This is a genomic window from Halomonas sp. E19 (assembly GCF_052439355.1).
Lineage (GTDB): Bacteria > Pseudomonadota > Gammaproteobacteria > Pseudomonadales > Halomonadaceae > Halomonas.
Genome location: NZ_JBNFWU010000001.1, coordinates 845,851 through 870,909, shown reverse-complemented (window position 1 = coordinate 870,909; position 25,059 = coordinate 845,851). Strand labels below are relative to the sequence as shown.

Here is a 25,059-nt window from a genome sequence, read left to right as displayed (position 1 = left end):
TTCGCAGCGAATCAGTGGATATCGCGCCAGTACTCACGCTTGAGCAGGTAGGCCAGCACGCCGAAGATAAAGATGAAGATCAGCACCTTCGGGCCAAGCACCTGGGCCTGCAGCTTGGAAGGCTCACCCACGTAGGAGAGGAAGTTGGTCAGGTCGTACACCGCCTCCTCGAACTCGGCCGGCTCCATAGCACCCGGGCGGGTAACCTGCAGCACGTCGCACGACTGGTACTTGCCAGTGAGCGGGTCGAGCTCGGCACCCGGCACGGGGCGATCCGTCTGAGAGCAGACGCGCTCCTGTACCCCCTGCAGCGGCTCGAGCACGTTGGGCATGGCCACCATCTCAAACACCGCGTTGTTGACGCCGTTCGGACGGCTGGGGTCGCGGTAGAACGTCATGAGATAGGAGTAAATCCAATCGGTGCCGCGCAGACGTCCGTGCAGCGTCAGGTCCGGCGCCGGAGCGCCGAACCAATTGGCGCCGTCCTGACGGGTCATGGCCGTGTGCATTTGATCGTTGAATGCCAGCGACGACGAGAAGATCAGGTTCTGTTCTACCAGATCCTGGGGCATGCCGAAATCCTCGGCAGCCCGCGCGAAGCGCTGGAACTCCAGCGAATGGCAGCCCATGCAGTAGTTGACATAGAGCTGCATGCCGCGCTGCAACGACTCCTTGTTGTTCAGGTCGGGCGTCATCGAGTACGGCACATCAACAGCCGGTGCAGCCATCGCCGTGAAGGGCACCAGCGCGAAGAGCAGTGCGAGCAGTTGCTTTTTCATTAGCCAGTCACCCTTTCCGGCAGGGGTTTGGTCTTCTCCATCCTGGTGTACAGCGGCATCAGCAGGAAGAAGGCGAAGTAGATCACGGTGCACAGCTGTGCCACGGCCGTACGCATCGGCGTGGCGGGCAGTGCGCCGAGAATACCCAGGACCACGAAGCTGACCGCAAACAGCGCGAGCATGACCTTGGACATCCAGCCCTTGTAGCGCATGGAGTTCACCGGGCTACGGTCGAGCCACGGCAGTACGAACAGCACAGCGATCGCACCGCCCATGAACACGACACCCAGGAACTTGGCATCGAGGCCGAAGAGGTCGAAGGTGATCGCACGCAGGATCGCGTAGAAGGGCGTGAAGTACCACACCGGCGCGATATGGTCCGGCGTCACCATCGGGTTGGCCGGCTCGAAGTTGGGCCGCTCGAGGAAGTAGCCGCCACCCTCTGGGAAGTAGAAGACCACAGCGGCGAACACGAACAGGAACACCGCGACGCCAAAGACATCCTTGACGGTGTAATAGGGGTGGAAGGGGATGCCATCCAACGGCTTGCCGGTCTCGTCCTTCTTCGCCTTGATGTCGATGCCGTCGGGGTTGTTGGAACCCACTTCGTGCAACGCGATCAGGTGCAACACCACCAGCGCCAGGATCACGATGGGCAGCGCCACCACGTGTAGGGCAAAGAAGCGGTTCAGGGTGATGCCGGAGATCAGGAAGTCACCCCGCACCCACTGGGCCAGATCGGGGCCGATGACGGGAATGGCGGAGAACAGCGAGATGATGACCTGGGCACCCCAGTAGGACATCTGGCCCCAGGGCAGCAGGTAGCCCATGAAGGCTTCTGCCATCAGCAGCAGGTAGATGGCCATGCCGAAGATCCACACCAGCTCGCGCGGCGCCTTGTACGATCCGTACAGCAGCGCGCGGAACATGTGCAGGTAGATCACCACGAAGAAGGCCGACGCGCCGGTGGAGTGCAGGTAGCGAATGAGCCAGCCATACTCCACGTCGCGCATGATGTATTCGACGGAGGCGAAGGCGCCTTCGGCGGAGGGGTTGTAGCTCATGGTGAGCCATACCCCGGTCAGGATCTGGTTGACCAGCACCAGCAGCGCCAGCGATCCGAAGAAGTACCAAACATTGAAGTTCTTGGGCGCATAGTACTGGGACAGGTGCTCCTGCCACATCTGCGTGGCGGGGAAGCGGTCGTCGACCCAGCGCATGAAACCGCTTTCCGCCTTGACACGATTCGGGTTACCCATCACGCGGTCTCCTCATCTTCGCCGACGATGATATCGTCGCCTTCAAAGCGGTAAGGCGGAACTTCGAGGTTGGTCGGCGCCGGCACGTTGCGGAACACGCGGCCCGACAGGTCGAAGTAGGAACCGTGACAAGGGCAGAAGTAGCCGCCCGGCCAGGCCGTCATGTCCACGTCTTCCGGCTCGGGGCGGAACAGCGGGGAACAGCCCAGGTGAGTGCAGATGCCGATCAGTACGGAGATTTCCGGGCGGATGGAGCGCAACGGGCCGGAGATGTAGGCGGGCTGCTGTGGCACCTGGGAGTCCGGATCGGCCAGGCGCGTCGGGTCGAACTGCTCAGTACGCTCGATCATTTCGGGCGTGCGTCTCACGACCCATACCGGCCGGCCACGCCATTCGACGGTCATGCGCTGCCCGTCCTCGAGCTTGGAGATATCCGCCCGAACGGGCGCCCCCGCCGCTCTCGCCCTGGCACTCGGCTGCCAGGAAGCCACAAAGGGAACCGCCACTCCTACAGCCCCCACCGCACCCACGACGGTGGTGGCTCCCAGGAGCAGTCGGCGCCGCCCTTTGTTCACGCCGTTGTCTGCCATTTTCTGGTTTCTCCCATCAGCTTACCCGTTGATCCAGCACGGGGAGGACTCCCGCGACCACGGATACCAAATCCGCCATATAGTAAGGAATCGCTCCGCTTCGCACAAGACGAAGGAGGCCTGACCAAGGTGGAATTCCGTTTGTAATTACCTGAAATAAAAATAAAAAAACCCGGGCATTGGCCCGGGTTTTTTCGTTCGACGAAGCGATTAACGCTTGGAGAACTGAGGACGACGGCGCGCCTTGCGCAGGCCGACCTTCTTACGCTCGACCTGGCGAGCGTCACGCGTGACGTAGCCTGCCGCACGCAGCGTCGGACGGAAGTCTTCATTGTACTCCATCAGGGCACGAGTGATGCCGTGACGAATGGCGCCCGCCTGAGCGGAACCGCCGCCACCCTTGACGGTGACAAACACGTCGAATTGGCCGGTGGTTTCGGTCAGCTCGAGCGGCTGACGCACTACCATGCGACCGGTGACACGACCGAAATACTGGTCGAGTTCACGATCGTTCACGGTGATCTTGCCGGTGCCCGGCTTGAGGAAAACGCGAGCCGTGGAAGTCTTGCGGCGCCCGGTACCGTAGTATTGCTGAGTCATGGCAATGGTCCCTTCAGATGTTCAGTTCTTGCGGCTGCTGGGCGGCGTGCGGATGTTCGGCACCAGCGTAGACCTTGAGCTTGGAATACATGGCGCGGCCCAGCGGACCCTTCGGCAGCATTCCCTTCACGGCAGACTCGATGATCCGCTCGGGAGCGTGGTCGATCATCTTTTCGAAGGTCATGGAGCGCAGGCCACCCGGGTAGCCGGTGTGGCGATAGTAGGTCTTGGCCTTGGCCTTGTTGCCGGTGACGTGAACCTTCTCGGCATTGACAACGACGATGTAGTCACCGGTATCAACGTGCGGCGTGAACTCGGGCTTGTGCTTGCCGCGCAGACGACGCGCAATTTCGGTAGCCAGGCGACCCAGCGTCTTGCCAGTGGCATCGACGACATACCAGTCGCGCTGGACGGACTGCGGTTTGGCAGTAAACGTCTTCATGGACATCACCACAAAATATTCAAGTGTATTGGATTCCACGTCGCGGACGGCGCTGGAATCATCCCTATTCTTCTTGGTTGTATCCGCCCTGGGGAGGAGACAACGTTCGAGCGAGGCAGCATTCTACATGAATCCCTCGCCCAGGTTAAGCCATTTCACGGCTTGTGCGGTAAGGCCAGGTACTCGTGGGACTGCATCTCCTGCAGCCGGGACAGGGTCCGCTGGAACTCGAACTCGAGGCGGCCGTCGGCGTATAGCGCAGCCGCCTCGACCTCGGCCGACATCAGCAGCTTGACCCCGCGGTCGTAGAACTCGTCGACCATGTTGATGAAGCGCCGCGCCTGGTCATCGGTGGCCGCCCCCATGCGCGTCACGTTGGACACCAGCACGGTATGGTATTCGCGCGCCAGCTCGATGTAGTCGTTCTGGCTGCGCGGGCCGTCGCACAGTTCACGAAACTCGAACCATACTACGTCGTCATGCAGGCGCCGGGCATGCAGCACGCGATGATTGATCTCGATGGGCACGTCCCGCTCACCCTCGTGGCCGGCGATTTCACGGAAGCTGCGGGCCAGCTCGCGCTCGGCCGCCTCGTCCAGCGGCGCGTGGAAGATTTCGGCTCGTTCCAGCGCGCGCAGCCGAGTAGTCGATGCCGGAATCGACGTTGACCACGCGACAGTGGCGCTTGAGCAGGGCGATGGCCGGCAGGAAGCGCGCCCGCTGCAGACCATCCTTGTAGAGTTCGTCGGGTACGATGTTGGATGTCGCCACCAGCACGACGCCGCGCTCAAACAGTGCCTCGAGCAGGTTGGCCAGGATCATGGCATCGGTGATGTCCTTGACGAAGAACTCATCGAAGCATATCACCCGCGCCTCGGCGGCAAACTTGCCAGCGATCAGCGTCAGCGGGTTCTTTTCGCCCTTGTAATGCTGCAGCTCGTTGTGCACCCGCTGCATGAAGCGGTGGAAATGGGTGCGCATCTTGTCGGGAAACGGCAGCGACTCATAGAAGGTGTCGACCAGATAGGTCTTGCCGCGCCCCACCCCACCCCAGAAATAGAGCCCCTGAACCGCTGGCGGCTCAGGCGCTTCGGGAGGCTTCTCGCGCTTGCCGAACAGCCCTGCCATCTTCGACTTGAGACCGCGCCCGGCGGTCACCGCTCGCGGCTCGGTGCGCGGCGCCGCCAGCAAGGCGTCGTAGAGGCGCTGAAGCTCGGCTACCGCCTGCTCCTGGGCAGGGTCGTACTGAAAATCGTCTCGCTCGAGGTCGGCACGGTAGCGCGCCAGCGGCGTGGTACCTTGGGCCGAGCGAGCAGCTGCGGGGACGCAGTCGCACACATGGCAGTTCCTTGCTGATCGGACTCTTGAGGTGCAGGCCACGTATTATACGCACCCGACGCGGCATGCGTAGAAAAATGGCCCCCGGCCCGTCGGGCCATACGTTGACCCACTCTCGCCCAGCGCCCCTATAATGGGCCGCCGGCAGGCCGCATGGCTCCCATGCGTCAAGCATGCACCTTCATCAGGAGAATTTCGTGGAATATGGCAACGTGAACTGGCTTCTGGCCATCATTAGCCTGCTCGTCGGCCTTGGGCTCGGCGCGCTGGGCTACCACCTGCTTGGCTCATCGGCCGGCACCCTGCAGCAGCTTCGCCGCCAGTCTGCCGAGAAAGAGCGCGAGCTGGCCGAGCTTCGCGAAGGGCTGGGCGAGCACTTCAGCCAGGTGGGCATGATGGTGGGCAATCTGCAGCGCGAGATGCGCACGCTCGAGCATCGACTGAAGGAAGATGCCAGCACGCTGCGCTGCGAAACCGATAAGGTGCGTCAACTGGACGCGGCGGACCAGCCGGCCCTGACGGGCCAGGCCAACGAGCCGCCAATGCCGCGCGACTACGCCGATGGCACCGGCGGCACGCTGTCTGAAAATTTCGGCCTCAAGCCGAGCGAGGAGCCGAGCCAGACGCCCCAGCCGCCGCGCTATTGAGCCAAGGCGGCACGATTCGCCTGGGGATAGCCGGGGCGACGCCCGGCTCAGGCCGGGTTGTCGATGTCGACGAAGCGATGGCATACGCCATGCTCGCGGGCCAGCCACTCCCCGAGGGCTTGCACACCATAGCGCTCGGTGGCGTGATGGCCCGCCGCCAGATAATGAATGCCAAGCTCGCGCGCCAGATGGGTGGTCCGCTCGGAGATCTCGCCGGAAATATAGGCGTCGGCTCCCGCCTCCCAGGCCTTGACGATCATGTCTTGCGCCCCGCCGGTACACCAGGCGACGCGCTTGACCGCATGCCTACCGGGCGCCTCGATCAGCAGCGGCTCACGCCCCAGCGCCTCGGCCACCTGCCCGGCGAAGGCCGCACAGGAACGCGCCTCCGCCAGCCGACCCAGCCAGAGCAGGCCCTCGCCCAGCTCGCCATCGGCACAGCCTTCCACCTCCAGCGACAGGCGGTTAGCCAGCTGAGCGTTGTTGCCGAGGCTCGGATGGGCGTCGAGCGGCAGGTGATAGGCTACCAGACTGATGTCATTGAGCAGCAGCGTGCGGATCCGCCGCTGCTTAATTCCGGTGATGGCCACCGGTTCGTTCTTCCAGAAATAGCCGTGATGGACCAGCAGCAGGTCCGCCTGCCAGGCCACCGCCTCGTCCAGCAGGGCCTGGCAGGCCGTCACACCGCTCATCACGCGCGCCACGCTGTCACGCCCGGCCACTTGAAGGCCATTGATGGTGTAGTCGTTGAAGCGTGACGTTCCGAGCATGGCATCGCATGCTTGTACCAGGGTATCGCGGGGAATCATGTCGCCTCCGGACAGCGCTTTGCCGCCAATGTTACAATGCCCCCATTGTAACGATTGCGCGGGACAGCATCGACCGCGCGCCCATCAGGAAACGCCGTATGCGTCGTTCTCTTCTCGCCTATGCACTGCCGATCGTCATCGGCGTGCTGCTGGCTATCGTACTGCTCAACGCCTTCCCACAGTTGCTGGAGCGTTCCACTCCCCCAGCGCAGGAACCGATGCGGTTCGCCAGCCGCCGGGGGCCGACATCCGGCAAACCCCGGCGCGCCCGCTGCCCGAGGTACAGCGCGCCGCGCCATTGTCGCGTCAGCAAGGGCCCGTCAGCTACTCCGAGGCGGTGGAGAAGGCTGCGCCCGCGGTCGTCAACATCTATTCTTCCCGCGTCGTGTCGCGGGAGCAGCATCCGATGATGTCGGATCCCTTTTTCCGCCAGTTCTTCGGCGACGAGCTGCCGACCCAGCAGCGCCTGCTGTCGAGCCTCGGCTCAGGCGTAATTGTGAGCGACGATGGCTACGTGCTGACCAACCACCACGTGATAGACGGCGCCGACGAGATCCAGGTCGCCCTGCGCGATGGCCGCGAGACGCTGGCCCACGTGATCGGCACCGACCCGGAGAGCGACCTCGCGGTGCTGCGTATCGACCTCGACAGCCTGCCGGTAATCGCCATCGCCAGCGATGACGATGTGGCGGTAGGCGACATCGCCATGGCCATCGGCAACCCCTTGGCGTCGGCCAGACCGTCACCATGGGTATCATCAGCGCCACGGGGCGCAGCCACCTGGGCCTGAGTGCCTACGAGGACTTCATCCAGACCGATGCCGCCATCAACCCCGGCAACTCCGGCGGTGCGCTGATCAATGCGGAAGGCGCCCTGGTGGGCATCAATACCGCCATCTTCTCGCGCTCGGGCGGCTCACAGGGGTCGGCTTCGCCATTCCTACCCGGCTTGCGCGCAGCACGCTTGACGCCCTCGTCACCCAGGGTCGCGTCATCCGCGGCTGGCTCGGCATCGAAGCCCAGGAGATGACCCCCGAACTTGCGGCCTCGTTCGGACTTCAGGTGGCCAGGGGAGTAGTGATTTCCGGCGTGGTACCGGACGGCCCTGCGGACCGCGCCGGCCTGCGCCCGGGCGACGTGCTGCTCGAAGTCGATGAGCGCCCCATTCTCGATGCGCGGGCCGCCATGAGCGATATCGCCGCCATTCAGCCGGGCGCCACCCTGCCGCTCACGGTGGTTCGCAGCGGTGATCCCATCACCGTCAAGCTGGAGGTCGGCGAACGGCCGCTGCCCCAGCCAAGGCGCCAGGAGCGCTAAAGGCGTTTTACAGCGCCCTCACATAGGGCGCCCTTCAGAAAAGAGCCACAAAAAACCCCGCCTTGGCGGGGTTCATGAGACAGCCTCCACTCAGGTGGAGGTGTCGATGATGCGGTATTCCGCCGAACGCGCATGGGCCGTCAGCGACTCTCCCCTGGCCAATACCGAGGCCACCCTGCCGAGGTTCGAGGCGCCCTGCGGCGAGCAGTGAATCAGCGAAGAACGCTTCTGGAAGTCATACACTCCCAGCGGCGAGGAGAAACGAGCGGTCCCGGACGTCGGCAGCACGTGGTTGGGCCCCGCGCAGTAATCGCCCAGCGCCTCGGCCGTATGGCGTCCCATGAAGATGGCACCGGCATGACGCACCGCCGGCAGCAGCGCCTGCGGGTCTGCCAGGGAGAGTTCGAGGTGCTCCGGGGCGATACGGTTGATCAGCGCTACCGCTTCATCCCGGTCGCGGCAATGGATGAGTGCACCACGCCGCGCCAGCGATTCGCGCACGATCGCCTCGCGCTCAAGGGTCGGCAGCAGCCGCGCCATGGCCTGTTCGACCGCCTCCAGGTGCGCGGCATCCCAGCTCAGCAGGATGGCCTGGGCATCCTCGTCATGCTCGGCCTGGGAAAAGAGATCCATGGCCAGCCACTCCGGGTCGGTGCCCCCGTCGGACACCACCAGGATCTCCGAGGGGCCGGCAATCATGTCGATGCCGACCTGGCCAAATACCGCACGCTTGGCGGTGGCGACATAAATGTTGCCCGGCCCGACGATCTTGTCGACCTGGGGCACCGTCTCGGTGCCATAGGCGAGCGCCGCGACCGCCTGGGCCCCGCCAACGGTGAACACATGGTCCACGCCGGCCAGGTGAGCAGCGGCCAGTACCAGCTCATTGACCACGCCGTCCGGCGTTGGCACCACCATGACGATTTCCCCACCCCCGCCACGTGGGCCGGGATGGCGTTCATCAATACCGACGAGGGGTAGGCGGCCTTTCCTCCCGGCACGTAGATGCCGGCGCGGTCCAGCGGGGTGACCTGCTGACCAAGCACCGTGCCGTCCTCTTCGACATACTGCCAAGAGCCTGACTTCTGGCGTTCATGGTAGCGGCGCACGCGCTCCGCCGCCTGAGTCAGGGCATCCTGCTGGGCTGGCGGCAGTGCAACGAAGGCTTGTTCGAGCCGCTCGGCACCCAGGGTCAGCTCTACCATGCTCGACACCGAGACACGATCGAAACGGTTGGTGTATTCGACGAGCGCTGCGTCACCACGCGCACGCACCTCGGCGATGATATCGTCGACGCGCCGCTGCACCTCGGCGTCGGAGACCCCTCCCATGCCAGCAGGGCGTCGAGTCGGGACTGGAAATCGACCTCGCCGGTGGCAAGACGCGCGATATCGAGACTGAGGACTGGAGTTTCGCTCATCACTGCATGGCTCTCCCGCAAAAGGTGTTTCGGTGACCGCGAGCGCCCAGCGGCGCCATCACGTCGCCGTGCCGGCCGCCTTGCGCCGTGCCGCCACGGCCTCGGCCAGGCGGGCGATCAGGGGCGAAGGCGCTCATGCTTCATGGTCATGGCCGCCTTGTTGACCACCAGGCGCGTACTGATCGGCGCGATCAGCTCACGCGGGGCCATGCCGTTGGCGCGCAGGGTGTTGCCGGTATCGACGATATCGACGATTTCGTCGGCCAGATTCATCAGCGGCGCCAGCTCCATCGCCCCATACAGCTTGATGACTTCGGCCTGGATGCCCTGCTCGGCGTAGTAGCGCCGCGCCACTTTCACAAACTTGGTGGCCACCCGCCGCCGCGCCCGGGCGGGGCTGGCACCCTCAATGCCGGCGGTCATCAGCTTGCACTTGGCGATCTCGAGATCCAGCGGCTCGTAGAGGCCTTCGGCGCCATGTTCAAGCAGCACATCCTTGCCCGCCACGCCCAGATCGGCGGCGCCGAGCTGCACGTAGGTCGGCACGTCGGTGGCCCGGATCACGACCAGCTTGACGTCGTCGAAGTTGGTATCGAAGAGCAGCTTGCGGCTCTTGCCCAGGTCTTCCGCCGGCACGATGCCGGCATCGGCCAGCAGCGGCAGGGTCTCGTCGAGAATACGGCCCTTGGAAAGCGCCAGAATCAGTTGTTTGCTCATGGTCTCGTCTATGGTCGGGAAGCGCCTGGAAACACCTCAGCCGGGGATGCGTCGGATGCGGGCACCCAGCAGCTGCAGCTTCTCCTCGATGCATTCGTAGCCCCGGTCGATGTGGTAGATACGATCCACCAGGGTCTCGCCATCGGCCATCATCGCGGCCACCACCAGGGAAGCCGAGGCGCGCAAGTCGGTGGCCATCACCGGCGCGCCGGAAAGTCTCTCCACGCCGGTGATCAGGGCGGTATTGCCCTCGAGCGCGATGTTGGCCCCCATGCGGTTCAGTTCCTGCACGTGCATGAAGCGGTTCTCGAAGATGGTCTCGACCACGCGAGAGGTACCGTCGGCCACGGCGTTGAGCGCCACGAACTGCGCCTGCATGTCAGTGGGAAAGCCTGGATAGGGGCCGTGCGGATGTTGACCGGCGAGGGCGCCGGCCTTCCATGTCGAGCTCGATCCAGTTCTCGCCGACGCTGATGCGCGCGCCCGCCTCTTCCAGCTTGGCCAGCACCGCTTCGAGGATATCGGCACGAGTGTTACGCACTCGCACGCGGCCGCGACTGAGAGCACCGGCCACCAGGAAGGTGCCGGTCTCGATGCGGTCCGGCATCACGTCATGGTAGGCAGCGTGCAGCCGCTCGACCCCTTCGATGATGATGTTGTTGCTGCCATGGCCGCGAATCTTGGCGCCCATCTTGATCAGGCACTCGGCCAGGTCGACCACCTCGGGCTCGCGCGCGGCGTTCTCCAGTATGGTGGTGCCTTCCGCCAGGGTAGCGGCCATCAGCAGGTTCTCGGTGCCGGTCACCGTCACCGTGTCGAAGAAGATGGTCGCCCCTTTCAGGCGCCCGTCGACGCGCGCGCGGATATAGCCGCCCTCGACGCGAATGTCCGCCCCCATGGCCTCAAGGCCGCGGATGTGCAGGTCCACCGGTCGCGAGCCGATGGCGCAGCCACCCGGCAGCGAGACATCGGCATGGCCGAAGTGGGCCAGCAGCGGACCCAGCACCAGGATCGAGGCCCGCATCTTCTTCACCAGCTCGTAGGGCGCATGGCAGTCCTTGACCTGCGCACCGTTGAGCTGAATGCTCATCTTTTCGCCCATGACCGTCTCGACACCCATGCGCCCGAGCAGCTCCAGCGTCGTCGTGATGTCCTGAAGATGCGGCAGGTTGCCGATGGTCACCGGCTCGTCCGCCAGCAGGGTCGCGCAGAGAATGGGCAGGGCGGCGTTCTTGGCACCGCTGGCCCAGACCTCGCCGTCGATGGGGCCGTTGCCGGTAATGATCAGCTTGTCCATGGATGCTTGACCGTCAGGCCCCTGACCGGGTGACGCCGTGTTCTCCGGCGCCTCAACCCACTGCGCCGGGGTATAGGTCTTGATGCTGACGGCGTGCACGGCCCCGGAGGCGATCTCCTCGGACAGGGCACCATAGATCAGCTGCTGGCGCTTGACCGGTGACAGGCCATTGAACACCTCACCCACGGCAATAACCTGGAAATTGCAGCCTTCACCCTGGATATGGAACTCGCAGCCCTCGATACGGGCATCGAGCAGTGCCTTGATGTCACTGGGTTGCATGAAAAGCGGAACTCCTTGAGCGAAGAGGAAGGGCATGTCGTGCCGCAAGCAGCGGCCGGCAAGTCAGGGAATCCCTACATGGTAATGAAAAGCAGCGCGCTTGGCGATGCCGGGGTTGGGCCGATGTGCCTGGAGGCGGCACGGCGAGTGGCGTCAGGCGGCCTGCGCATCGACGATCGGCAGCAGGGCGTCGAGCCCGGCCAAACGGGTCAGCCGCAGCAGCGGCGGCGAGAGCCGGACCCCGCCGATCTCGATGCCGGCCGAGCGCGCCTGGCGGGTCCACTCCAACAGCATGCTGAGCGCGGCGCTGCTGATGCGCCCCACCCCGCCGAGATCGAGGGTCACCCGAGTACCGGCAGGCTGCTGGCCCAGCCAGGCGCTGCCGGCCTGGACCAGGGGCGAGGCAATCGCGAAATCGACGTCGCCGTTGACGACCAACCCCTCGGGGCCCGCCTCCAGGGAGACCCCGTCGAGGTCGAGCAGGCGCGTCAAGCGCCCTCCTCCAGCGCCTCGGCGGCAAGTTCGGGCGACCAGTTGGAGATGACGGCGTCGTAGTCACGGTTGTGATCGCGCATCGCCTGGTCGAACTGGTTGCGGAAGGTCAGGCCGAGGTTAATCCCGTTGACGATCACATTGACCACCTTCCACTGCCCATCGGTGAGACGCAGGGTGTAGCTGACCGGAAATACCGCGCCATCCATCGCCACCACCTCCATCGACACCGAGGCCTGATCCTCGTGGCGAGGCGGCCGCTGGCTGTCGAGGACGCGCAGCTCACGATAGTCGAAGGTCACCAGCCCCTTGGTGTAGGTGTCGATCAGGGTCTGGCGGAAGGTATCGACGAAACGCGAGCGCTGCTGCGGCGTGGCGTTCTGGAAGTAGCGCCCCATCACGCTGGCGCCGATGTAGCGAAAGTCGGCGATGTCGTCGAGGCTCTCGTCCACCAGTGCCTTGAGCTCATCGACATTGGCGGCGAAGTAGTCCTTGCGTCCGTCAATCTGGCTCATCAGTTCGTCGATGCTGTGGCGGATGACCTGCTCGGGGCTGCGCTCGGCCGCCGCCTGTACGGGCAGGGCGACCAGCAGCAGGCAGAGCGCCAGCGCCCACAGGCGAACGGTAGAAACGGTTATGAGAAAACGCATGGCTGGACCTCGAAAAGACGGTGGAAGAGTGAGGATCAATGATCAATCACTGACCATGTTGGACACGAATTGCTGGATGAGTTCTTCAAGCACCAGCGCTGACTGGGTATCGCGGATGGTGTCGCCGTCATGCAGCACCTCCGGGTCGCCACCGACCGTGAGACCGATGTACTGCTCGCCCAGCAGCCCGGCCGTGAGGATGGCGGCCGTGGTATCTCGCGACAGCCGCCCTTCGAGGTCGGCATCCAGCTCCAGCACAACGCGCGCATCATACCAGTCGGTGTCCAGCTCGATGGAAGCCACGCGGCCCACCGTCACGCCAGCCATGGTGACCCGGGCGCGGGGCTTGAGACCGCCGATGTTGGCAAAGTTGGCCTCGAGCCGGAAGGTGTCGCCAGGCATGGCGAAGGTCAGGCCGCTGACGCGCAGCCCCAGGAAGAGCAGCCCCAGGATGCCAGCCAGCATGAACAGGCCGACGCCCAGCTCCATCGTTCTGCTGCGTCTCATTGCATTTCTCCGAACATCGACACATAGCGTCTCATTATCAGGAAAGTCCTCCGAACATCACGGCGGTCAATACGAAATCCAGGCCCAGCACGGCCAGCGACGAATAGACTACGGTGCGGGTGGTGGCGCGGGAGATTCCCTCGGAAGTGGGCACCAGGTCATAGCCCTGGAACACGGCGATCCAGGTCACCACCACGGCGAACACCAGACTCTTGACCATGCCGTTGCCCACATCGCCGATGAAGTCGACGCTGGCCTGCATGTTGCCCCAGTAGGAGCCCTCGAAGACCCCCAGCCACTCCACGCCGACCAGGTAACCACCATAGACCCCAACGACGCTGAAGCCGACGGTCAGCAGCGGCAGGGCCACGAAGCCGGCCCACAGCCGCGGTGCAACGACGCGGCGCAGCGGGTCCACGCCGATCATCTCCATACTGGTAAGCTGCTCGGTGGCCTTCATCAGGCCGATTTCCGCCGTCAAGGCCGAGCCGGCACGCCCCGCGAACAGCAGAGCCGCTACCACAGGCGACAGCTCGCGCAGCAGCGACAGCGCCACCATCTGACCCAGCGCCTGCTCGGCGCCGAAGTCGACCAGGATGGTGTAGCCCTGCAGGGCCAGCACCATACCGATGAACAGGCCCGAAACCAGCACGATGGCCAGCGACAGCACGCCGACGAAGTGCATCTGCCGCAGCCACAGCCCCCAACCCTCGCGGGAGGGCACGCCGATTGCCGACTGCGCAAGGAACAGCGCCGAACGCCCCAAGGCCTCGAGCATGTCGCAGCCGCGGCGCCCTAGGTGGAGGAGACGGCCGATCATCGGCGCTCCTCCCCGTTGAGGATATCGCCGAAAAAGTCACGTGCCGGATAATGAAACGGCACCGGCCCATCGGGTTCGCCGTGCACGAACTGGCTCACACGAGGGTCATCGTCCACGTCCAGCAGCTCTGGAGTGCCGTGGGCCATGACCCGGCCATCGGCGATCACGTAGACGTAATCGGCAATCGACAGGGTTTCCTGAATATCGTGGGACACCACCACCGAGGTGAGGCCCAGCGCCTCGTTGAGCCGCTTGATCAACTGCACCAGCACTCCCTTGGAAATCGGATCCTGCCCCACGAACGGCTCGTCATAGAGGATCAGCTCAGGGTCGAGCGCCACCGCACGCGCCAGCGCCACACGCCGGGCCATGCCCCCGAAAGCTCGGCAGGCATCAGTTCCCGTGCGCCACGCAGGCCGACCGCCTCGAGTTTCATCAGCACAATGTCGCGAATCATGGGCTCTGGCAGCGTGGTATGCACCCGCAGCGGAAAAGCCACGTTCTCGAACACGCTGAGATCGGAGAACAGCGCTCCGCTCTGGAACAGCATGCCCATGCGCCGCCGCAGCGAGAATAGCGCCTTGCGCGATAGAGCATGCACATCGGCACCGTCGATCATGACCCGCCCGGCGTCAGGCGCCAGCTGGCCGCCGATCAGCTTGAGCAAGGTGGTCTTGCCGGTGCCGCTGGGCCCCATGATGGCCGTCACTTTGCCGCGCGGGATCGCCAGGTCTACGCCGCAGAAGATTTCCTTGTCGCCACGCGAGAAATGCAGACCCTCCACTACCACGAAAGCGGAATCGGTCATTGCGTCTTATCCATCGAAAAAATTATCGAACATCGTATCCTAACCATCCCGTCCTGCGCCAGCGCCCTACCCGTCGAGGCTTGCATAGCGCGCACCGGCCACGTCTAATATGCCCCTCCCGACGCCTCGGCCCACCTCCCATGCTGCTTGCGCTTGCCGTCATCGCCCTGTCACTCGCTGCCCTGCTATGGAGCGCCGACCGCTTCGTCGCCTCGGCGGCGGCCCTTGCCCAGCGTACCGGCATGAGCACGCTACTGATCGGCATGACCATCGTCGCCCTGGGCACGTCGGCGCCGGAGATGGTCGTAGCCGTGTTCGCCGCCCTGGACGACATCCCCGACCTGGCCACCGGCAATGCGCTGGGCTCCAATATCGCCAACATCGGCCTGGTGCTGGGCGTCACCGCCGTGATCCGGCCGATTCCTGTCAGCCTGTCGCTGGTGCGGCGCGAACTGCCCCTGCTTGTTGGAGCGACGGGGCTGGCCGGCTACGCCCTGGCCAACGGCATCCTCGGTCGCTTCGATGCCCTGTTTCTCGGCCTGCTGCTGATCTTTAGCCTGTGGTGGCTGGTGCGCGCCGACACGCCCGACACGCTGCCCGAAAGCCACGGGCCCACCGGCTCCCTGGCCCACACCCTGGGCTGGCTGCTCATCACGCTACTGGTCCTCACCCTCAGCTCCCGGGCGCTGGTGTGGGGTGCCGGCGAGATAGCGCGAGGCGCCGGCGTCAGCGAGTTGACCATCGGTCTGACCATCGTCGCCATTGGCACCAGCCTGCCGGAGCTTGCCGCCTGTATCGCCAGCGCTATCCGGCGTCACCACGGCCTGGCACTCGGCAACATCATCGGCTCCAACCTGTTCAACCTGCTGGCGGTGCTGCCGATTCCCGCGCTGCTGGCGCCAGGCGTCATCGACCCTTCGGCGGCCAGCCGCGACTACCCGCTCATGCTGTTGATGACGCTGGGCCTCGGCATGCTGCTGCTGTGGTATCGCGACAGGGCGCTGGGTCGCGTTCCAGGCGCCCTGTTCGCCACGGCGTACCTGGCTTACCTGGCCTGGCTGGCCACCTCGGCCGGCCCCGCCACTTGAGGAAATCGCGCAAAGGGCAACAATCAACGCCATGACTGACGACACGACACCCACGCCCCAGGACGATACGCACACGGACGCGCCAACGCCTCTGCGCGCCAGCGCACGGCGCACCCTGCGCATCGAGGAACAGGCCATCGCCGCGCTGGCCGACCGCCTCGACGCCCATTTCGATCGCGCCTGCGAGCTGATGCTCGGCTGTCGCGGCCGCGTGGTGGTCACCGGCATGGGCAAGTCGGGGCACATTGCCGGCAAGATCGCCGCCACCCTGGCCAGCACCGGCACCCCGGCCTTCTTCGTGCATCCCGGCGAAGCGAGCCATGGCGACCTTGGCATGATCACCCCGGGCGACGTCGTGCTGGCCCTCTCCAACTCGGGCGAAACAGCAGAAGTCACTGCCCTGCTGCCGCTGCTCAAGCGCCTCGGCACCCCGCTGATCAGCATGACCGGGCGCCCCGGCTCCACGCTGGCGAGGCATGCCGACGCCCATCTCGATGCCGGCGTGGCCCGCGAGGCCTGCCCGCTCGACCTTGCGCCCACCGCCTCAACCACTGCCGCCCTGGCGCTGGGCGACGCCCTGGCCGTGGCGCTACTGGAAGCGCGGGGCTTCACCGCCGAGGACTTCGCCCTGTCGCACCCCGGCGGTAGCCTCGGCAAGCGACTCTTGCTGCGCGTGAGCGACCTGATGCACCGGGGTGATCGCCTGCCCTGCGTGCCCCAGGGCAGCCCCTGCGCGACGCCCTGCTTGAGATCACCCGCCAGGGCCTCGGCTTCACCTGCGTGGTGGACGAGCAGAATCGCCTGCTTGGTGTCTATACCGACGGCGACTTGCGACGCACGCTCGACCAGCACCAGGATCTCAGCCGGCTCACGGTCGACGAGGTGATGACTCGTCCGGGCAAGCGCATCGGCCCCGATCTACTGGCCGCAGAAGCAGTGCGCGTTATGGAGGACAACCTGATCACCGCGCTCGCCGTCGTGGACGACGAAGGGCACCCCATCGGCGCCCTGCACATGCACGACCTGCTGCGCAGCGGCGTCATCTGACCATCACTGAAGGAGAGCCCATGGCTCTGGCAGCCCCCGTCATCGACCCCCGACTCATCGACCGCCTGCGCAAGATTCGCCTATTGGCCATTGACGTGGATGGCGTCCTCACCGACGGCCGTCTCTATTTCCAGGCCGACGGCGTGGAGATCAAGGCCTTTCACACCCAGGACGGACTCGGCATCAAGCTGGTGCGCCGCGCTGGCCTGCAGGTCGCCCTGCTGACCGGCCGCGAGTCGCCCATGGTCAGCCACCGCGCCGCCTCGCTCGGCATCGACCATGTCTTCCAGAGCTGCGAAGACAAGCTGGCCACCCTGCGCAGCCTGTGTTCCCGCTTGGGCCTCTCGCTCGAACAGGTCGCCTACTGCGGCGACGACCTGCCGGACCTGGCAGCCATCCAGCGCGCCGGCATTGGCATCAGCGTGCCGGGTGCACCGCCCTACATTCAGGCGCTGGCCGATTGGGTCACCGAGCGCCCCGGCGGGCATGGCGCCGTTCGCGAGATCTGCGACACGCTGCTGGAAGCGCAAGGCCATCGCGACGCCCTGGTCGATACCTACCTGCTCAGCCGCCATTGAGCGCCATCATGGCCGCGCTGAGTCGACTGCTGCGCTCGTCCTACCGCTTTTGGCTGCTGCTGCTGTTGCTGCTGCTGGGTGGGCTGCTGACCTGGCTCGACCCTGGCGGCCAGCGCCGCCCGGGCCGGTACCCACCGACGAGGCCGGCGAGCCCGACTACTTCCTCGAGAACGTGCGCCTCACGCGTTACGACGCCCAGGGCGTGGCGCATCAGCGCCTGACCAGCCCCAGGCTGGTGCATACGCCCCACGACGACGTCACGCGCGCGCTCACGCCGCTGGCGCACCTGATTGACCGCGAAGGCCGCCTGTGGGTGGCCGGCGGCGCCACGGGACGCCTCGGCCCGGGCGGCAACCCGCTGACCTTGAGCGGCGAGGCCCGCCTGTTCGCCCCGGAAGAGCTGTGGCAGCTCGACACCGACATCCTGCACTTCGATGCCGACACCGGGCACGCCTGGAGCGACACGCCCGCCCTTCTCCAACAGCCGCCCCAGCGCATGAGCGGCGAGCGGTTCGATGCCTGGATCCATGACAACCAGGCACGTTTGACTGACAATGTGCGCGGCCATCATCCGCCCGCACGCCGCACCGCCACCAACGAGGAGTCCGATCCATGATGCGTATCGTCCCGCTGCTGACCCTCGCCCTGAGCGCGCTGTTTTCGGTCGCGCCTGCCCTGGCCCTGGAGAGCGATGCCAGCGCGCCCATCGAGGTCGAGGCCGACCGCCTCGACCTGGACAACGTGGCAGGCACGGCGATCTACACCGGCGACGTGGACATTCGCCAGGGCAGCATGCGACTCACCGGCGACCGGGTCGAGATCCGCCGCAATGCCCAGGGCGAGCTGACCCGCGCCATCGCCACCGGCGAACGCGCCTACATCCAGCAGCAGCCCGCTCCGGACGAGCCGCTGGCCCGCGGCTGGGGCCGTACCATCATCTATCACGTGGCCGAACGCCGCGTGGAGCTGATCGACCGCGCCGAACTGCACCAGGGCGGCGATACCTTCGATGGCGGCTACCTGGAGTACTTCCTCGACCGCCGCGTGGTCCAGGCCCGCGCCGAGGGAGAAGGCGTCGAAGGGCGTCAGCGCATTCGCATGACCCTGCAGCCGGAGCGCTGAGATGACGACGAAGACGCTGTACGCCAGGCACCTGGCCAAGAGCTACAAGCGCCGCCGCGTGGTGCACGACATCAGCCTGTCCATCGCCCAGGGCAGCATCGTCGGGCTGCTCGGGCCCAACGGCGCCGGCAAGACCACCTCGTTCTACATGATCGTCGGGCTGGTCAAGGCCGATGCCGGCAACGTCTGCATCGACGAGCTGGATCTCTCCAGCAGCGCCATGCATGAGCGCGCACGAGCCGGCATCGGCTACCTGCCGCAGGAGGCCTCGATCTTTCGCAAGCTGTCGGTGGCGGACAATATCCTGGCGATCCTCGAGACGCGCCGTGACCTCGACAAGCGTGGCCGCCACGCACGGCTGGAGCAGTTGCTGGAAGATTTCCATATCACCCACATTCGCGACAACCTGGGCATGAGCCTGTCTGGCGGCGAACGGCGGCGGGTCGAGATCGCCCGCGCCCTGGCGACCGAGCCCGCCTTCATCCTGCTTGACGAACCCTTCGCCGGCGTCGACCCCATTTCCGTCGGCGAGATCAAGGGCATCATTCGCCAGCTCAAGGCACGCAACATCGGTGTGCTGATCACCGACCACAACGTGCGCGAGACGCTGGATATCTGCGATACCGCCTATATCGTCGGCGACGGCCAGATCATCGCCGAAGGCGATGCCGACACCATCCTGGCCAATCGACGCGTGCGGGAAGTTTACCTCGGCGAAGATTTCCGCCTCTGACGCCCCCTTGTTCCTCACAACACACTGATGCTGCAGACTGTCAAGTGTTGGGGCATGAAATTTGCGCATGGCATGCATATTGCAGCAACACATCTTGCAACCAACGCTCAAGCGGAATAGGGTGGTTTTTTCGGCAGATGAGCACTTTCTCTCATGGCCATGAAAGCCTCTTTGCAACTGCGAGTCGGCACCCAGCTGACCATGACGCCACAGCTGCAGCAGGCCATCGCCCTGCTCCAGCTCTCCACGCTTGATTTGCGCCAGGAAATCCAGCAGGCCCTCGAGGCCAACCCGATGCTCGAACTGGACGAGCAGTACGGCGAGACGCGGGTCGACGACGCCCCCCGGACGACTGGAACGACGACATTCCCTCAGAGCTGACCACCGACAGCGAGTGGACGGACACCTATCCCGATCACGGCAGCGCTGGCAGCGGCGAAGGCCCTGACTTCGAGCGCCAGGCCAGCGCTCAGAGCCTGGCCGGCCACCTGACCTGGCAGCTGGCCATGACCGACCTCAGCGAACGCCAGCGGCTGATCGCCGAAAGCCTGATCGATGCCGTCGACGGTACCGGCTACCTCACCCAGTCGCTTGATGATGTGCGCGACGGGCTTCGCCAGCAGGGACTCGACGGACTGACCACCCGAGAAGTGGAGCAGGTCCTGCTGCGTCTGCAGCAATTCGAGCCGACCGGCGTTTTCGCCCGCGACCTGCGCGAATGCCTGCTGCTGCAGCTGGCCACGCTGCCCGACACCACTCCGCTGCTGCCCCAGGCGCGCCGGCTGGTGCGCCAGTTCCTCGAAGCCCTGGCCGCCGACGACCGCCGCTTGCTCAAGCGCCGCCTGGGGCTCGACGACGAAGCGCTGGAGGCTGTCATCGCGCTGATTCGCTCGCTCGACCCGCGCCCTGCCAGTGCCTACGTCGAGGTCAGCGGCAACTACGTCACGCCCGACCTGCTGGCCATCCATGACGTCCACGGCTGGCGCGTCGAGCTCAATGCCGAAGCGCTCCCTCGGCTGCGCATCCAGCCCGACTACATGTCGCTGGTGAAGCGCGCCGACAAGAGCGCCGATAATCAGTTTCTCAAGGATCACCTGCAAGAGGCGCGCTGGCTGATGAAGAGTCTTGCCAGCCGCAACGACACCCTGCTGCGGGTCGGCAGCGAGATCATGGCGCGCCAGATCGACTTTCTCGAGCAGGGCGAGGAAGCCATGCGCCCGCTTATCCTGGCCGACATCGCCCAGGCCGTTGAGATGCACGAATCGACCATTTCACGCGTGACCACACAGAAGTACATCCATACGCCGCGCGGGGTGTTCGAACTGAAGTACTTCTTCTCGAGCCACGTGGGCGGCGGCGAGGGCGATGCGCACTCCAGCACCGCGATACGTGCACGGATCCGCAAGATGGTGCAGGATGAACCTCCACGCAAGCCGCTTTCCGACAGCCGCCTGGTCGAGCTGCTCGAAGAAGAAGGCATCCGGGTCGCCAGACGTACCGTCGCCAAATATCGTGAGGCCATGGGTATCCCCTCGTCGAGCGAACGCAAGCGTTTCCGCTAGGCTTGAGAGGCGGGTTTGATCCCGGACAAATGCGGGTAGCGAGGGGGTTTGCTAGGCCCTAAAAAGGGTTACAATCGAGCCACCACTCGACGGACGAAGGAGCCTGTCATGCAAGTCAATATCACCGGCCACCATGTAGAGCTGACCGATGCCCTGCGTGACTACGTAAGCGAGAAGCTGAACCGCGTTCAGCGTCATTACGACAACATCACCAACGTCCACGTCACCCTGTCGGTAGAGAAGGAACGTATGCTGGCCGCCTGCACCCTGCACGCAGCCGGCGCCGATCTGCATGCGGAAGCCTCCGATCCCGACATGTACGCCGCCATCGACGCCCTCACCGACAAGCTCGACCGCCAGATGGTCAAGCACAAGGAAAAGGCCCAAGCCCGCGCCCAAGGCGCCGGCATTCGCTGAGACGCCATGTCACTAGAAACCATTCTGCCCCCGGAGCGCGCCCTGTTCGGCGTGCCCGGGGCAGCAAGAAACGTGTGCTGGAGTTCTTCAGCACGTTCATCGCGCAGAATACCCCGAGCCTCGACAGCCAGGAAGTGTTTGCCCGGCTGGTGGGGCGTGAACGCCTTGGCAGCACCGGCATCGGCAACGGGGTTGCCATTCCTCACGCAAGAAGCCCGCACTGCCACAGCCCGGTAGCGGCCTTTCTGAAGCTGGCCGAGCCGATCGACTTCGACGCCATCGACGGCGAACCGGTGGATCTGGTCTTCGTGCTGCTGGTGCCCGAGGAGGCCGATGACACCCACCTGGCGCTGCTCAGCCAGGTAGCCGGCACCATGAACGACGCCGAGACCCGTGCGAGACTGCGCAAGTGCGAAAGCCAGCGCGAACTCCACGAACGACTCATCGAGGCCATACGACGACAAGCGTCACCCTGACGCCGCCCGCACGGCCCGCCATTCGCTCAGGAGATCCGCCATGCAGCTCGTGATCATCAGTGGCCGTTCCGGTTCCGGCAAATCGATCGCACTGCAGGCGCTCGAGGATATCGGCTACTACGCCATCGACAACCTCCCCGCCATGCTGCTGGGCTCTCTGGTCGACGAACTACGCGACAGCCCCGCCGGCCACTCTGCCATTGCCGTCAGCGTCGATGCGCGCAATCTCCCCCATGCACTGGAACGCTTCCCGCGTCTGCTTGAGGAGCTGCGCGAGCGCGGCGTGGACTGCCAGGTGATCTATCTCACCACCGACGCACGCATCCTGATCGAACGTTACTCGGCCACGCGGCGTCGCCACCCCTGACCCGCGGCAGCAACATGACGCTGAAGGAAGCGATCGAGACGGAGCACGCCACGCTCAGCGGCATTCGCAACCTCGCCGACCTGGTCATCGACACCTCACGGCTTTCCGTACATGACCTGCGCGGCCGCATTGCCGACCAGGTAGCCAGCCACCGCGCCGACCAGCTGACCCTGACGGTGGAATCGTTTGGCTTCAAGGGCGGCGTGCCGCTTGACGCAGATATCGTGTTCGATGCGCGCTGCCTGCCCAACCCCTACTGGGACCCGCGGCTGCGCTCGGCGACCGGGCGCGACGCCAGCATTATTGAATTTCTCGAGCAGTACCCGCTGGTCGAGGCGATGCACAGCGACATCTTGAACTGGGTGGAACGCTGGCTGCCGGCCTACCGCGACTCCCACCGCAGCTACCTGACCGTCGCCATCGGCTGTACCGGTGGCCAGCATCGCTCCGTCTACCTGGCGGAACGCCTGGCCCATCATCTCGCCCAGCAGCAGCCCGACGTGCGGCTGCGCCACCGCGAGCTGGGCATCCATACCCCCATCGGTCACGAAGCGGAGTCGCCCCAGGCGCCACCTACCAGTAAGGAATCATGAGCGTGTCCAGCCGCAAGCTCACCCTGACCAACAAGCGCGGCCTGCATGCCCGCGCCGCAACCAAGCTAGTGCAGTGCTGCCAGCGCTTCGACGCGAGGATCATCGTCAGCCGCAACGCCCAGCAGGCCGATGCGCGCAACATCATGGCGCTGCTGATGTTGGGCGCCCCTGCGGCACCGAGCTTGAGGTCAGCGCCGAAGGGCCGGATGAAGCGGCGGCCCTGGCGGCCATCGAAGCGCTGTTCGACGCACGCTTCGAGGAAGAGGGCTAGCTGCCGGCCACGGTCAGCTCGTCGATCAGCCAACTGCCGGTATGCACGCTGCCACGGGTATCCGTATCGCTGCCCACCGCCTCCAGCCCCTTGAACATCGCCTCCAGGTTGCCGGCGATGGTGAACTCCTCCACCGGGTATTGGATCTCGCCGTTTTCCACCCAGAACCCGGCCGCGCCGCGGGAGTAGTCGCCGGTCACGCCATTGACGCCCTGCCCCATCAGCTCGGTGACCAGCAGGCCGCGCCCCATGCGTGACAGCAGCGCTTCGCGCGGCGTCAGCGGCGCGCTGATGCGCAGGTTGCGGGCGCCCCCGGCATTGCCGGTGGTCTGCATGTTCAGCCGCCTGGCGCTATAGGCCGACAGCATGTAGCCAGCCAGCCGGCCGTTCTCGATGAAGACATTATCGCGGGTCTGCACGCCATCGTTGTCGAACGGGGAGCTGGCCATGGCACCGATCTCCAGCGGCCGCTCCCCAAGGGTGAACCACTCGGGAAACAGGGCATCGCCCAGCCGGTCGCACAGGAACGAGGACTGCCGAAACAGCGCGCCGCCGGCAATGGCATTCATCAGGTGACCGATCAGGCCGTCGGCCACGGTGGCGTCGAACAGCACCGGGAAGCGCCCCGTTGCAGGTCGGCGTGCGCCCAGGCGCTTGAGCGTGCGTTCGGCCGCCCGCCGGCCGATCACTTCGGGATCCAGCAGCGCCTGGGGCTGCGCGCACTGCTGTACTCATAGTCGCGCTGCATGCCCTGGGCGTCTTCCGCGATCAGCATGCACGACAGCGAATGCCGACTGCCGGCCTGGGTGCCGAGAAAGCCATGACTGTTGGCATAGATGCGCACGCCTTCACCGCTTGAGAGCGAGGCCCCTCGGACTGGCGGATGCCAGGCTCTCCGCGCCCTGCCGCCTCGCAGGCCAGCGCCAGCTCGATCGCTTCCTCGGTGGACAGCGGCCAGGGGTGATGTACGTCGAGATCGGGCAGGTGGCTCGCCATCAGTTCGCGGTCGGCAAGCCCGGCCGCCGGGTCCTTTCCGGTGTAGCGAGCGATGGCCAGCGCCTTTTCCACCACTTCCTGGATCGAACGCTCGCTGGCGTCAGTCGAGGAGGCGCTGCCCTTGTGGCCGCCCAGGTAGACCGTCACCGCGATGCCTTGGTCGCGCGATAGCTCGACGCTTTCGACCTCGCCCTCGCGTACGCTGACACCGACCCCCTGGTCGACGCTGCCACCGAACTCACAGGCATCGGCCCCCAGCCGGCGCGCCAGCGCCAGCGCCTGTTCGGCCCGGGCCTCCAGCAACGCCTGCTGCGCCTTAGCATCGAAAGCCTTTGTCATGTCATTCTCCCTTGTGTTCCGGTGCGAACCGAAGAACCGGTGTCATGTGCCGCACGGAAGCGATGTGTATACTGTGGCGGAAATTCACCTGAGCCTCGCCACCTGCGGCTGCGCTCATTGACGGACAACCGCATGACCCAGGATCTCCCTTCCTCCGCCGACGAACGGCCCAGCAAGTCCCAGCTCAAGCGCGAGATGCATGCGCTGCAGGCGCTGGGCGAGCAGATCATTGCCATGACGCCCGCCGAACGCGCGCGCTTCCCCTCTCGGAGGACATGCTCGCCGCCGTGGAGGAGACTTCCCGCATCCGCTCCCACGAAGGGCGTCGGCGCCACATGCAGTACGTCGGCAAGCTGATGCGCCGCGAGGACCTCAACGCCATCCAGGCCGTGTTCGATGAAATCGAGCAAGAGGCCCGGCACCGCGACCTGGCCTTCCACCGCCTCGAAAAATGGCGCGACCGGCTGCTCGACGAAGGCGACGAGGCCGTCGAGGCCTTCATCGCAGACTTCCCCGACGTGGACCGCCAGGCCCTGCGCCAGCTGATCCGCAACGCCAAGAGCGAGCGCGAGCGAGCAAGCCGCCAGCCAATGCGCGCAAGCTGTTCCGGCTGATCCGCGATACCGCGGGGCTGTGAGCGCGCGCAGGCCGACCGGTCTGCGTGCCTGACCACGCCTCCAGGGGGCGAACGCGCGCC

The 25,059-nt window shown here is 65.3% G+C and carries 18 protein-coding genes and 14 pseudogenes; 15 read left to right on the top strand and 17 right to left on the bottom strand.

Annotated features, from left to right (window positions below; translation table 11 throughout):
- Positions 1–11 precede the first annotated feature (11 nt).
- The 6 genes and pseudogenes from ACUDAL_RS04655 to zapE all read right to left on the bottom strand — a co-directional run bounded on the left by ACUDAL_RS04655 (position 12) and on the right by zapE (position 5,008).
- Positions 12–779 carry a cytochrome c1 gene (locus tag ACUDAL_RS04655; RefSeq protein WP_444677292.1) on the bottom strand — a complete coding sequence of 256 codons (768 nt, stop codon included), beginning with the start codon at positions 777–779 and terminating at the stop codon, positions 12–14.
- Positions 779–2,038: a cytochrome b gene (locus ACUDAL_RS04650; protein WP_444677291.1), complete on the bottom strand. Its 1,260-nt coding sequence runs from the start codon at positions 2,036–2,038 to the stop codon at positions 779–781. The genes ACUDAL_RS04655 and ACUDAL_RS04650 overlap by 1 nt, the downstream gene beginning before the upstream one ends.
- The gene (gene petA, locus ACUDAL_RS04645) at positions 2,038–2,628 is read right to left on the bottom strand and encodes a ubiquinol-cytochrome c reductase iron-sulfur subunit (protein ID WP_444677290.1); all 591 of its coding nucleotides are present in this window, start codon (positions 2,626–2,628) and stop codon (positions 2,038–2,040) included. Before petA ends, ACUDAL_RS04650 begins: the two co-directional genes overlap by 1 nt.
- Positions 2,629–2,838: 210 nt before the next feature.
- A complete protein-coding gene (gene rpsI / locus ACUDAL_RS04640; RefSeq protein ID WP_444677289.1) occupies positions 2,839–3,228 on the bottom strand; it encodes a 30S ribosomal protein S9 in 390 nt (129 codons plus the stop codon).
- Between the two features lie 13 nt (positions 3,229–3,241).
- Positions 3,242–3,670 carry a 50S ribosomal protein L13 gene (gene rplM / locus ACUDAL_RS04635; protein ID WP_444679308.1) on the bottom strand — a complete coding sequence of 143 codons (429 nt, stop codon included), beginning with the start codon at positions 3,668–3,670 and terminating at the stop codon, positions 3,242–3,244.
- A gap of 155 nt (positions 3,671–3,825) precedes the next feature.
- Positions 3,826–5,008: pseudogene (gene zapE, locus ACUDAL_RS04630) on the bottom strand (cell division protein ZapE).
- A 197-nt stretch (positions 5,009–5,205) separates the two neighbouring features.
- Here zapE and ACUDAL_RS04625 point away from each other — a divergent pair.
- Positions 5,206–5,655 carry a ZapG family protein gene (locus ACUDAL_RS04625; RefSeq protein WP_444677288.1) on the top strand — a complete coding sequence of 150 codons (450 nt, stop codon included), beginning with the start codon at positions 5,206–5,208 and terminating at the stop codon, positions 5,653–5,655.
- A 47-nt stretch (positions 5,656–5,702) separates the two neighbouring features.
- Here ACUDAL_RS04625 and ACUDAL_RS04620 read toward each other — a convergent pair whose 3' ends face one another.
- Positions 5,703–6,464, bottom strand: coding sequence for a Nif3-like dinuclear metal center hexameric protein (locus tag ACUDAL_RS04620; RefSeq protein ID WP_444677287.1), 762 nt, complete (start codon positions 6,462–6,464; stop codon positions 5,703–5,705).
- Between ACUDAL_RS04620 and ACUDAL_RS04615 the strand changes: the two are divergent.
- A pseudogene (locus ACUDAL_RS04615) lies at positions 6,424–7,493 on the top strand (trypsin-like peptidase domain-containing protein). The gene ACUDAL_RS04620 and the pseudogene ACUDAL_RS04615 overlap by 41 nt on opposite strands.
- Entirely contained in the window at positions 7,490–7,780 is a 291-nt protein-coding gene (locus ACUDAL_RS04610; protein WP_444677286.1) for a S1C family serine protease, read from the top strand. Before ACUDAL_RS04615 ends, ACUDAL_RS04610 begins: the two are co-directional and overlap by 4 nt.
- Positions 7,781–7,870: 90 nt before the next feature.
- Here ACUDAL_RS04610 and hisD read toward each other — a convergent pair.
- The 9 genes and pseudogenes from hisD to ACUDAL_RS04565 form a co-directional block, all read right to left on the bottom strand.
- Positions 7,871–9,200 (bottom strand): annotated as a pseudogene (gene hisD / locus ACUDAL_RS04605) (histidinol dehydrogenase).
- A gap of 58 nt (positions 9,201–9,258) precedes the next feature.
- Positions 9,259–9,917: pseudogene (gene hisG, locus ACUDAL_RS04600) on the bottom strand (ATP phosphoribosyltransferase).
- 36 nt (positions 9,918–9,953) lie between these two features.
- A pseudogene (gene murA / locus ACUDAL_RS04595) lies at positions 9,954–11,214 on the bottom strand (UDP-N-acetylglucosamine 1-carboxyvinyltransferase).
- A gap of 39 nt (positions 11,215–11,253) precedes the next feature.
- Positions 11,254–11,496 (bottom strand): annotated as a pseudogene (locus ACUDAL_RS04590) (BolA family protein); the annotation flags it as partial.
- A 153-nt stretch (positions 11,497–11,649) separates the two neighbouring features.
- On the bottom strand, positions 11,650–11,988 hold the full coding sequence (locus ACUDAL_RS04585; protein WP_444677285.1) for an STAS domain-containing protein: 339 nt from the start codon (positions 11,986–11,988) through the stop codon (positions 11,650–11,652).
- A complete protein-coding gene (locus tag ACUDAL_RS04580) occupies positions 11,985–12,638 on the bottom strand; it encodes an MlaC/ttg2D family ABC transporter substrate-binding protein (protein WP_444677284.1) in 654 nt (217 codons plus the stop codon). Before ACUDAL_RS04580 ends, ACUDAL_RS04585 begins: the two co-directional genes overlap by 4 nt.
- A 42-nt stretch (positions 12,639–12,680) precedes the next feature.
- Complete coding sequence (mlaD, locus tag ACUDAL_RS04575; RefSeq protein WP_444677283.1) at positions 12,681–13,145, bottom strand: outer membrane lipid asymmetry maintenance protein MlaD; 465 nt, start codon at positions 13,143–13,145, stop codon at positions 12,681–12,683.
- A gap of 37 nt (positions 13,146–13,182) precedes the next feature.
- Positions 13,183–13,965 (bottom strand): lipid asymmetry maintenance ABC transporter permease subunit MlaE, encoded by a 783-nt coding sequence (gene mlaE / locus ACUDAL_RS04570; protein ID WP_444677282.1) that lies wholly within the window; start codon positions 13,963–13,965, stop codon positions 13,183–13,185.
- Positions 13,962–14,773 (bottom strand): annotated as a pseudogene (locus ACUDAL_RS04565) (ABC transporter ATP-binding protein). Before ACUDAL_RS04565 ends, mlaE begins: the two are co-directional and overlap by 4 nt.
- A gap of 140 nt (positions 14,774–14,913) precedes the next feature.
- Here ACUDAL_RS04565 and ACUDAL_RS04560 point away from each other — a divergent pair.
- The 11 genes and pseudogenes from ACUDAL_RS04560 to ACUDAL_RS04510 all read left to right on the top strand — a co-directional run bounded on the left by ACUDAL_RS04560 (position 14,914) and on the right by ACUDAL_RS04510 (position 23,027).
- Complete coding sequence (locus ACUDAL_RS04560) at positions 14,914–15,861, top strand: calcium/sodium antiporter (RefSeq protein ID WP_444677281.1); 948 nt, start codon at positions 14,914–14,916, stop codon at positions 15,859–15,861.
- Positions 15,862–15,892: 31 nt separating this feature from the next.
- Positions 15,893–16,908 (top strand): annotated as a pseudogene (locus tag ACUDAL_RS04555) (KpsF/GutQ family sugar-phosphate isomerase).
- A gap of 20 nt (positions 16,909–16,928) precedes the next feature.
- A complete protein-coding gene (locus tag ACUDAL_RS04550; RefSeq protein ID WP_444677280.1) occupies positions 16,929–17,486 on the top strand; it encodes a KdsC family phosphatase in 558 nt (185 codons plus the stop codon).
- Positions 17,395–18,102, top strand: coding sequence for an LPS export ABC transporter periplasmic protein LptC (gene lptC, locus ACUDAL_RS04545; protein ID WP_444677279.1), 708 nt, complete (start codon positions 17,395–17,397; stop codon positions 18,100–18,102). The genes ACUDAL_RS04550 and lptC overlap by 92 nt, the downstream gene beginning before the upstream one ends.
- Positions 18,099–18,608, top strand: coding sequence for a lipopolysaccharide transport periplasmic protein LptA (gene lptA / locus ACUDAL_RS04540; protein WP_444677278.1), 510 nt, complete (start codon positions 18,099–18,101; stop codon positions 18,606–18,608). The genes lptC and lptA overlap by 4 nt, the downstream gene beginning before the upstream one ends.
- Position 18,609: 1 nt before the next feature.
- The gene (lptB, locus tag ACUDAL_RS04535) at positions 18,610–19,341 is read left to right on the top strand and encodes an LPS export ABC transporter ATP-binding protein (protein ID WP_444677277.1); all 732 of its coding nucleotides are present in this window, start codon (positions 18,610–18,612) and stop codon (positions 19,339–19,341) included.
- Between the two features lie 153 nt (positions 19,342–19,494).
- Positions 19,495–20,903: pseudogene (locus ACUDAL_RS04530) on the top strand (RNA polymerase factor sigma-54).
- A 108-nt stretch (positions 20,904–21,011) separates the two neighbouring features.
- On the top strand, positions 21,012–21,320 hold the full coding sequence (gene hpf, locus ACUDAL_RS04525) for a ribosome hibernation-promoting factor, HPF/YfiA family (protein ID WP_444677276.1): 309 nt from the start codon (positions 21,012–21,014) through the stop codon (positions 21,318–21,320).
- Between the two features lie 6 nt (positions 21,321–21,326).
- Positions 21,327–21,796: pseudogene (ptsN, locus tag ACUDAL_RS04520) on the top strand (PTS IIA-like nitrogen regulatory protein PtsN).
- A 40-nt stretch (positions 21,797–21,836) separates the two neighbouring features.
- Positions 21,837–22,756: pseudogene (gene rapZ / locus ACUDAL_RS04515) on the top strand (RNase adapter RapZ).
- Positions 22,757–22,758: 2 nt separating this feature from the next.
- Positions 22,759–23,027: pseudogene (locus ACUDAL_RS04510) on the top strand (HPr family phosphocarrier protein).
- On the opposite strand, the pseudogene pmbA reads toward ACUDAL_RS04510, so the two are convergent.
- Positions 23,024–24,362 (bottom strand): annotated as a pseudogene (gene pmbA, locus ACUDAL_RS04505) (metalloprotease PmbA). The pseudogenes ACUDAL_RS04510 and pmbA sit on opposite strands and share 4 nt — an antisense overlap.
- Before the next feature lie 132 nt (positions 24,363–24,494).
- On the opposite strand from pmbA, the pseudogene yjgA reads away from it, so the two are divergent.
- Positions 24,495–24,999: pseudogene (gene yjgA / locus ACUDAL_RS04500) on the top strand (ribosome biogenesis factor YjgA).
- The last annotated feature ends 60 nt before the right edge of the window (positions 25,000–25,059 follow it).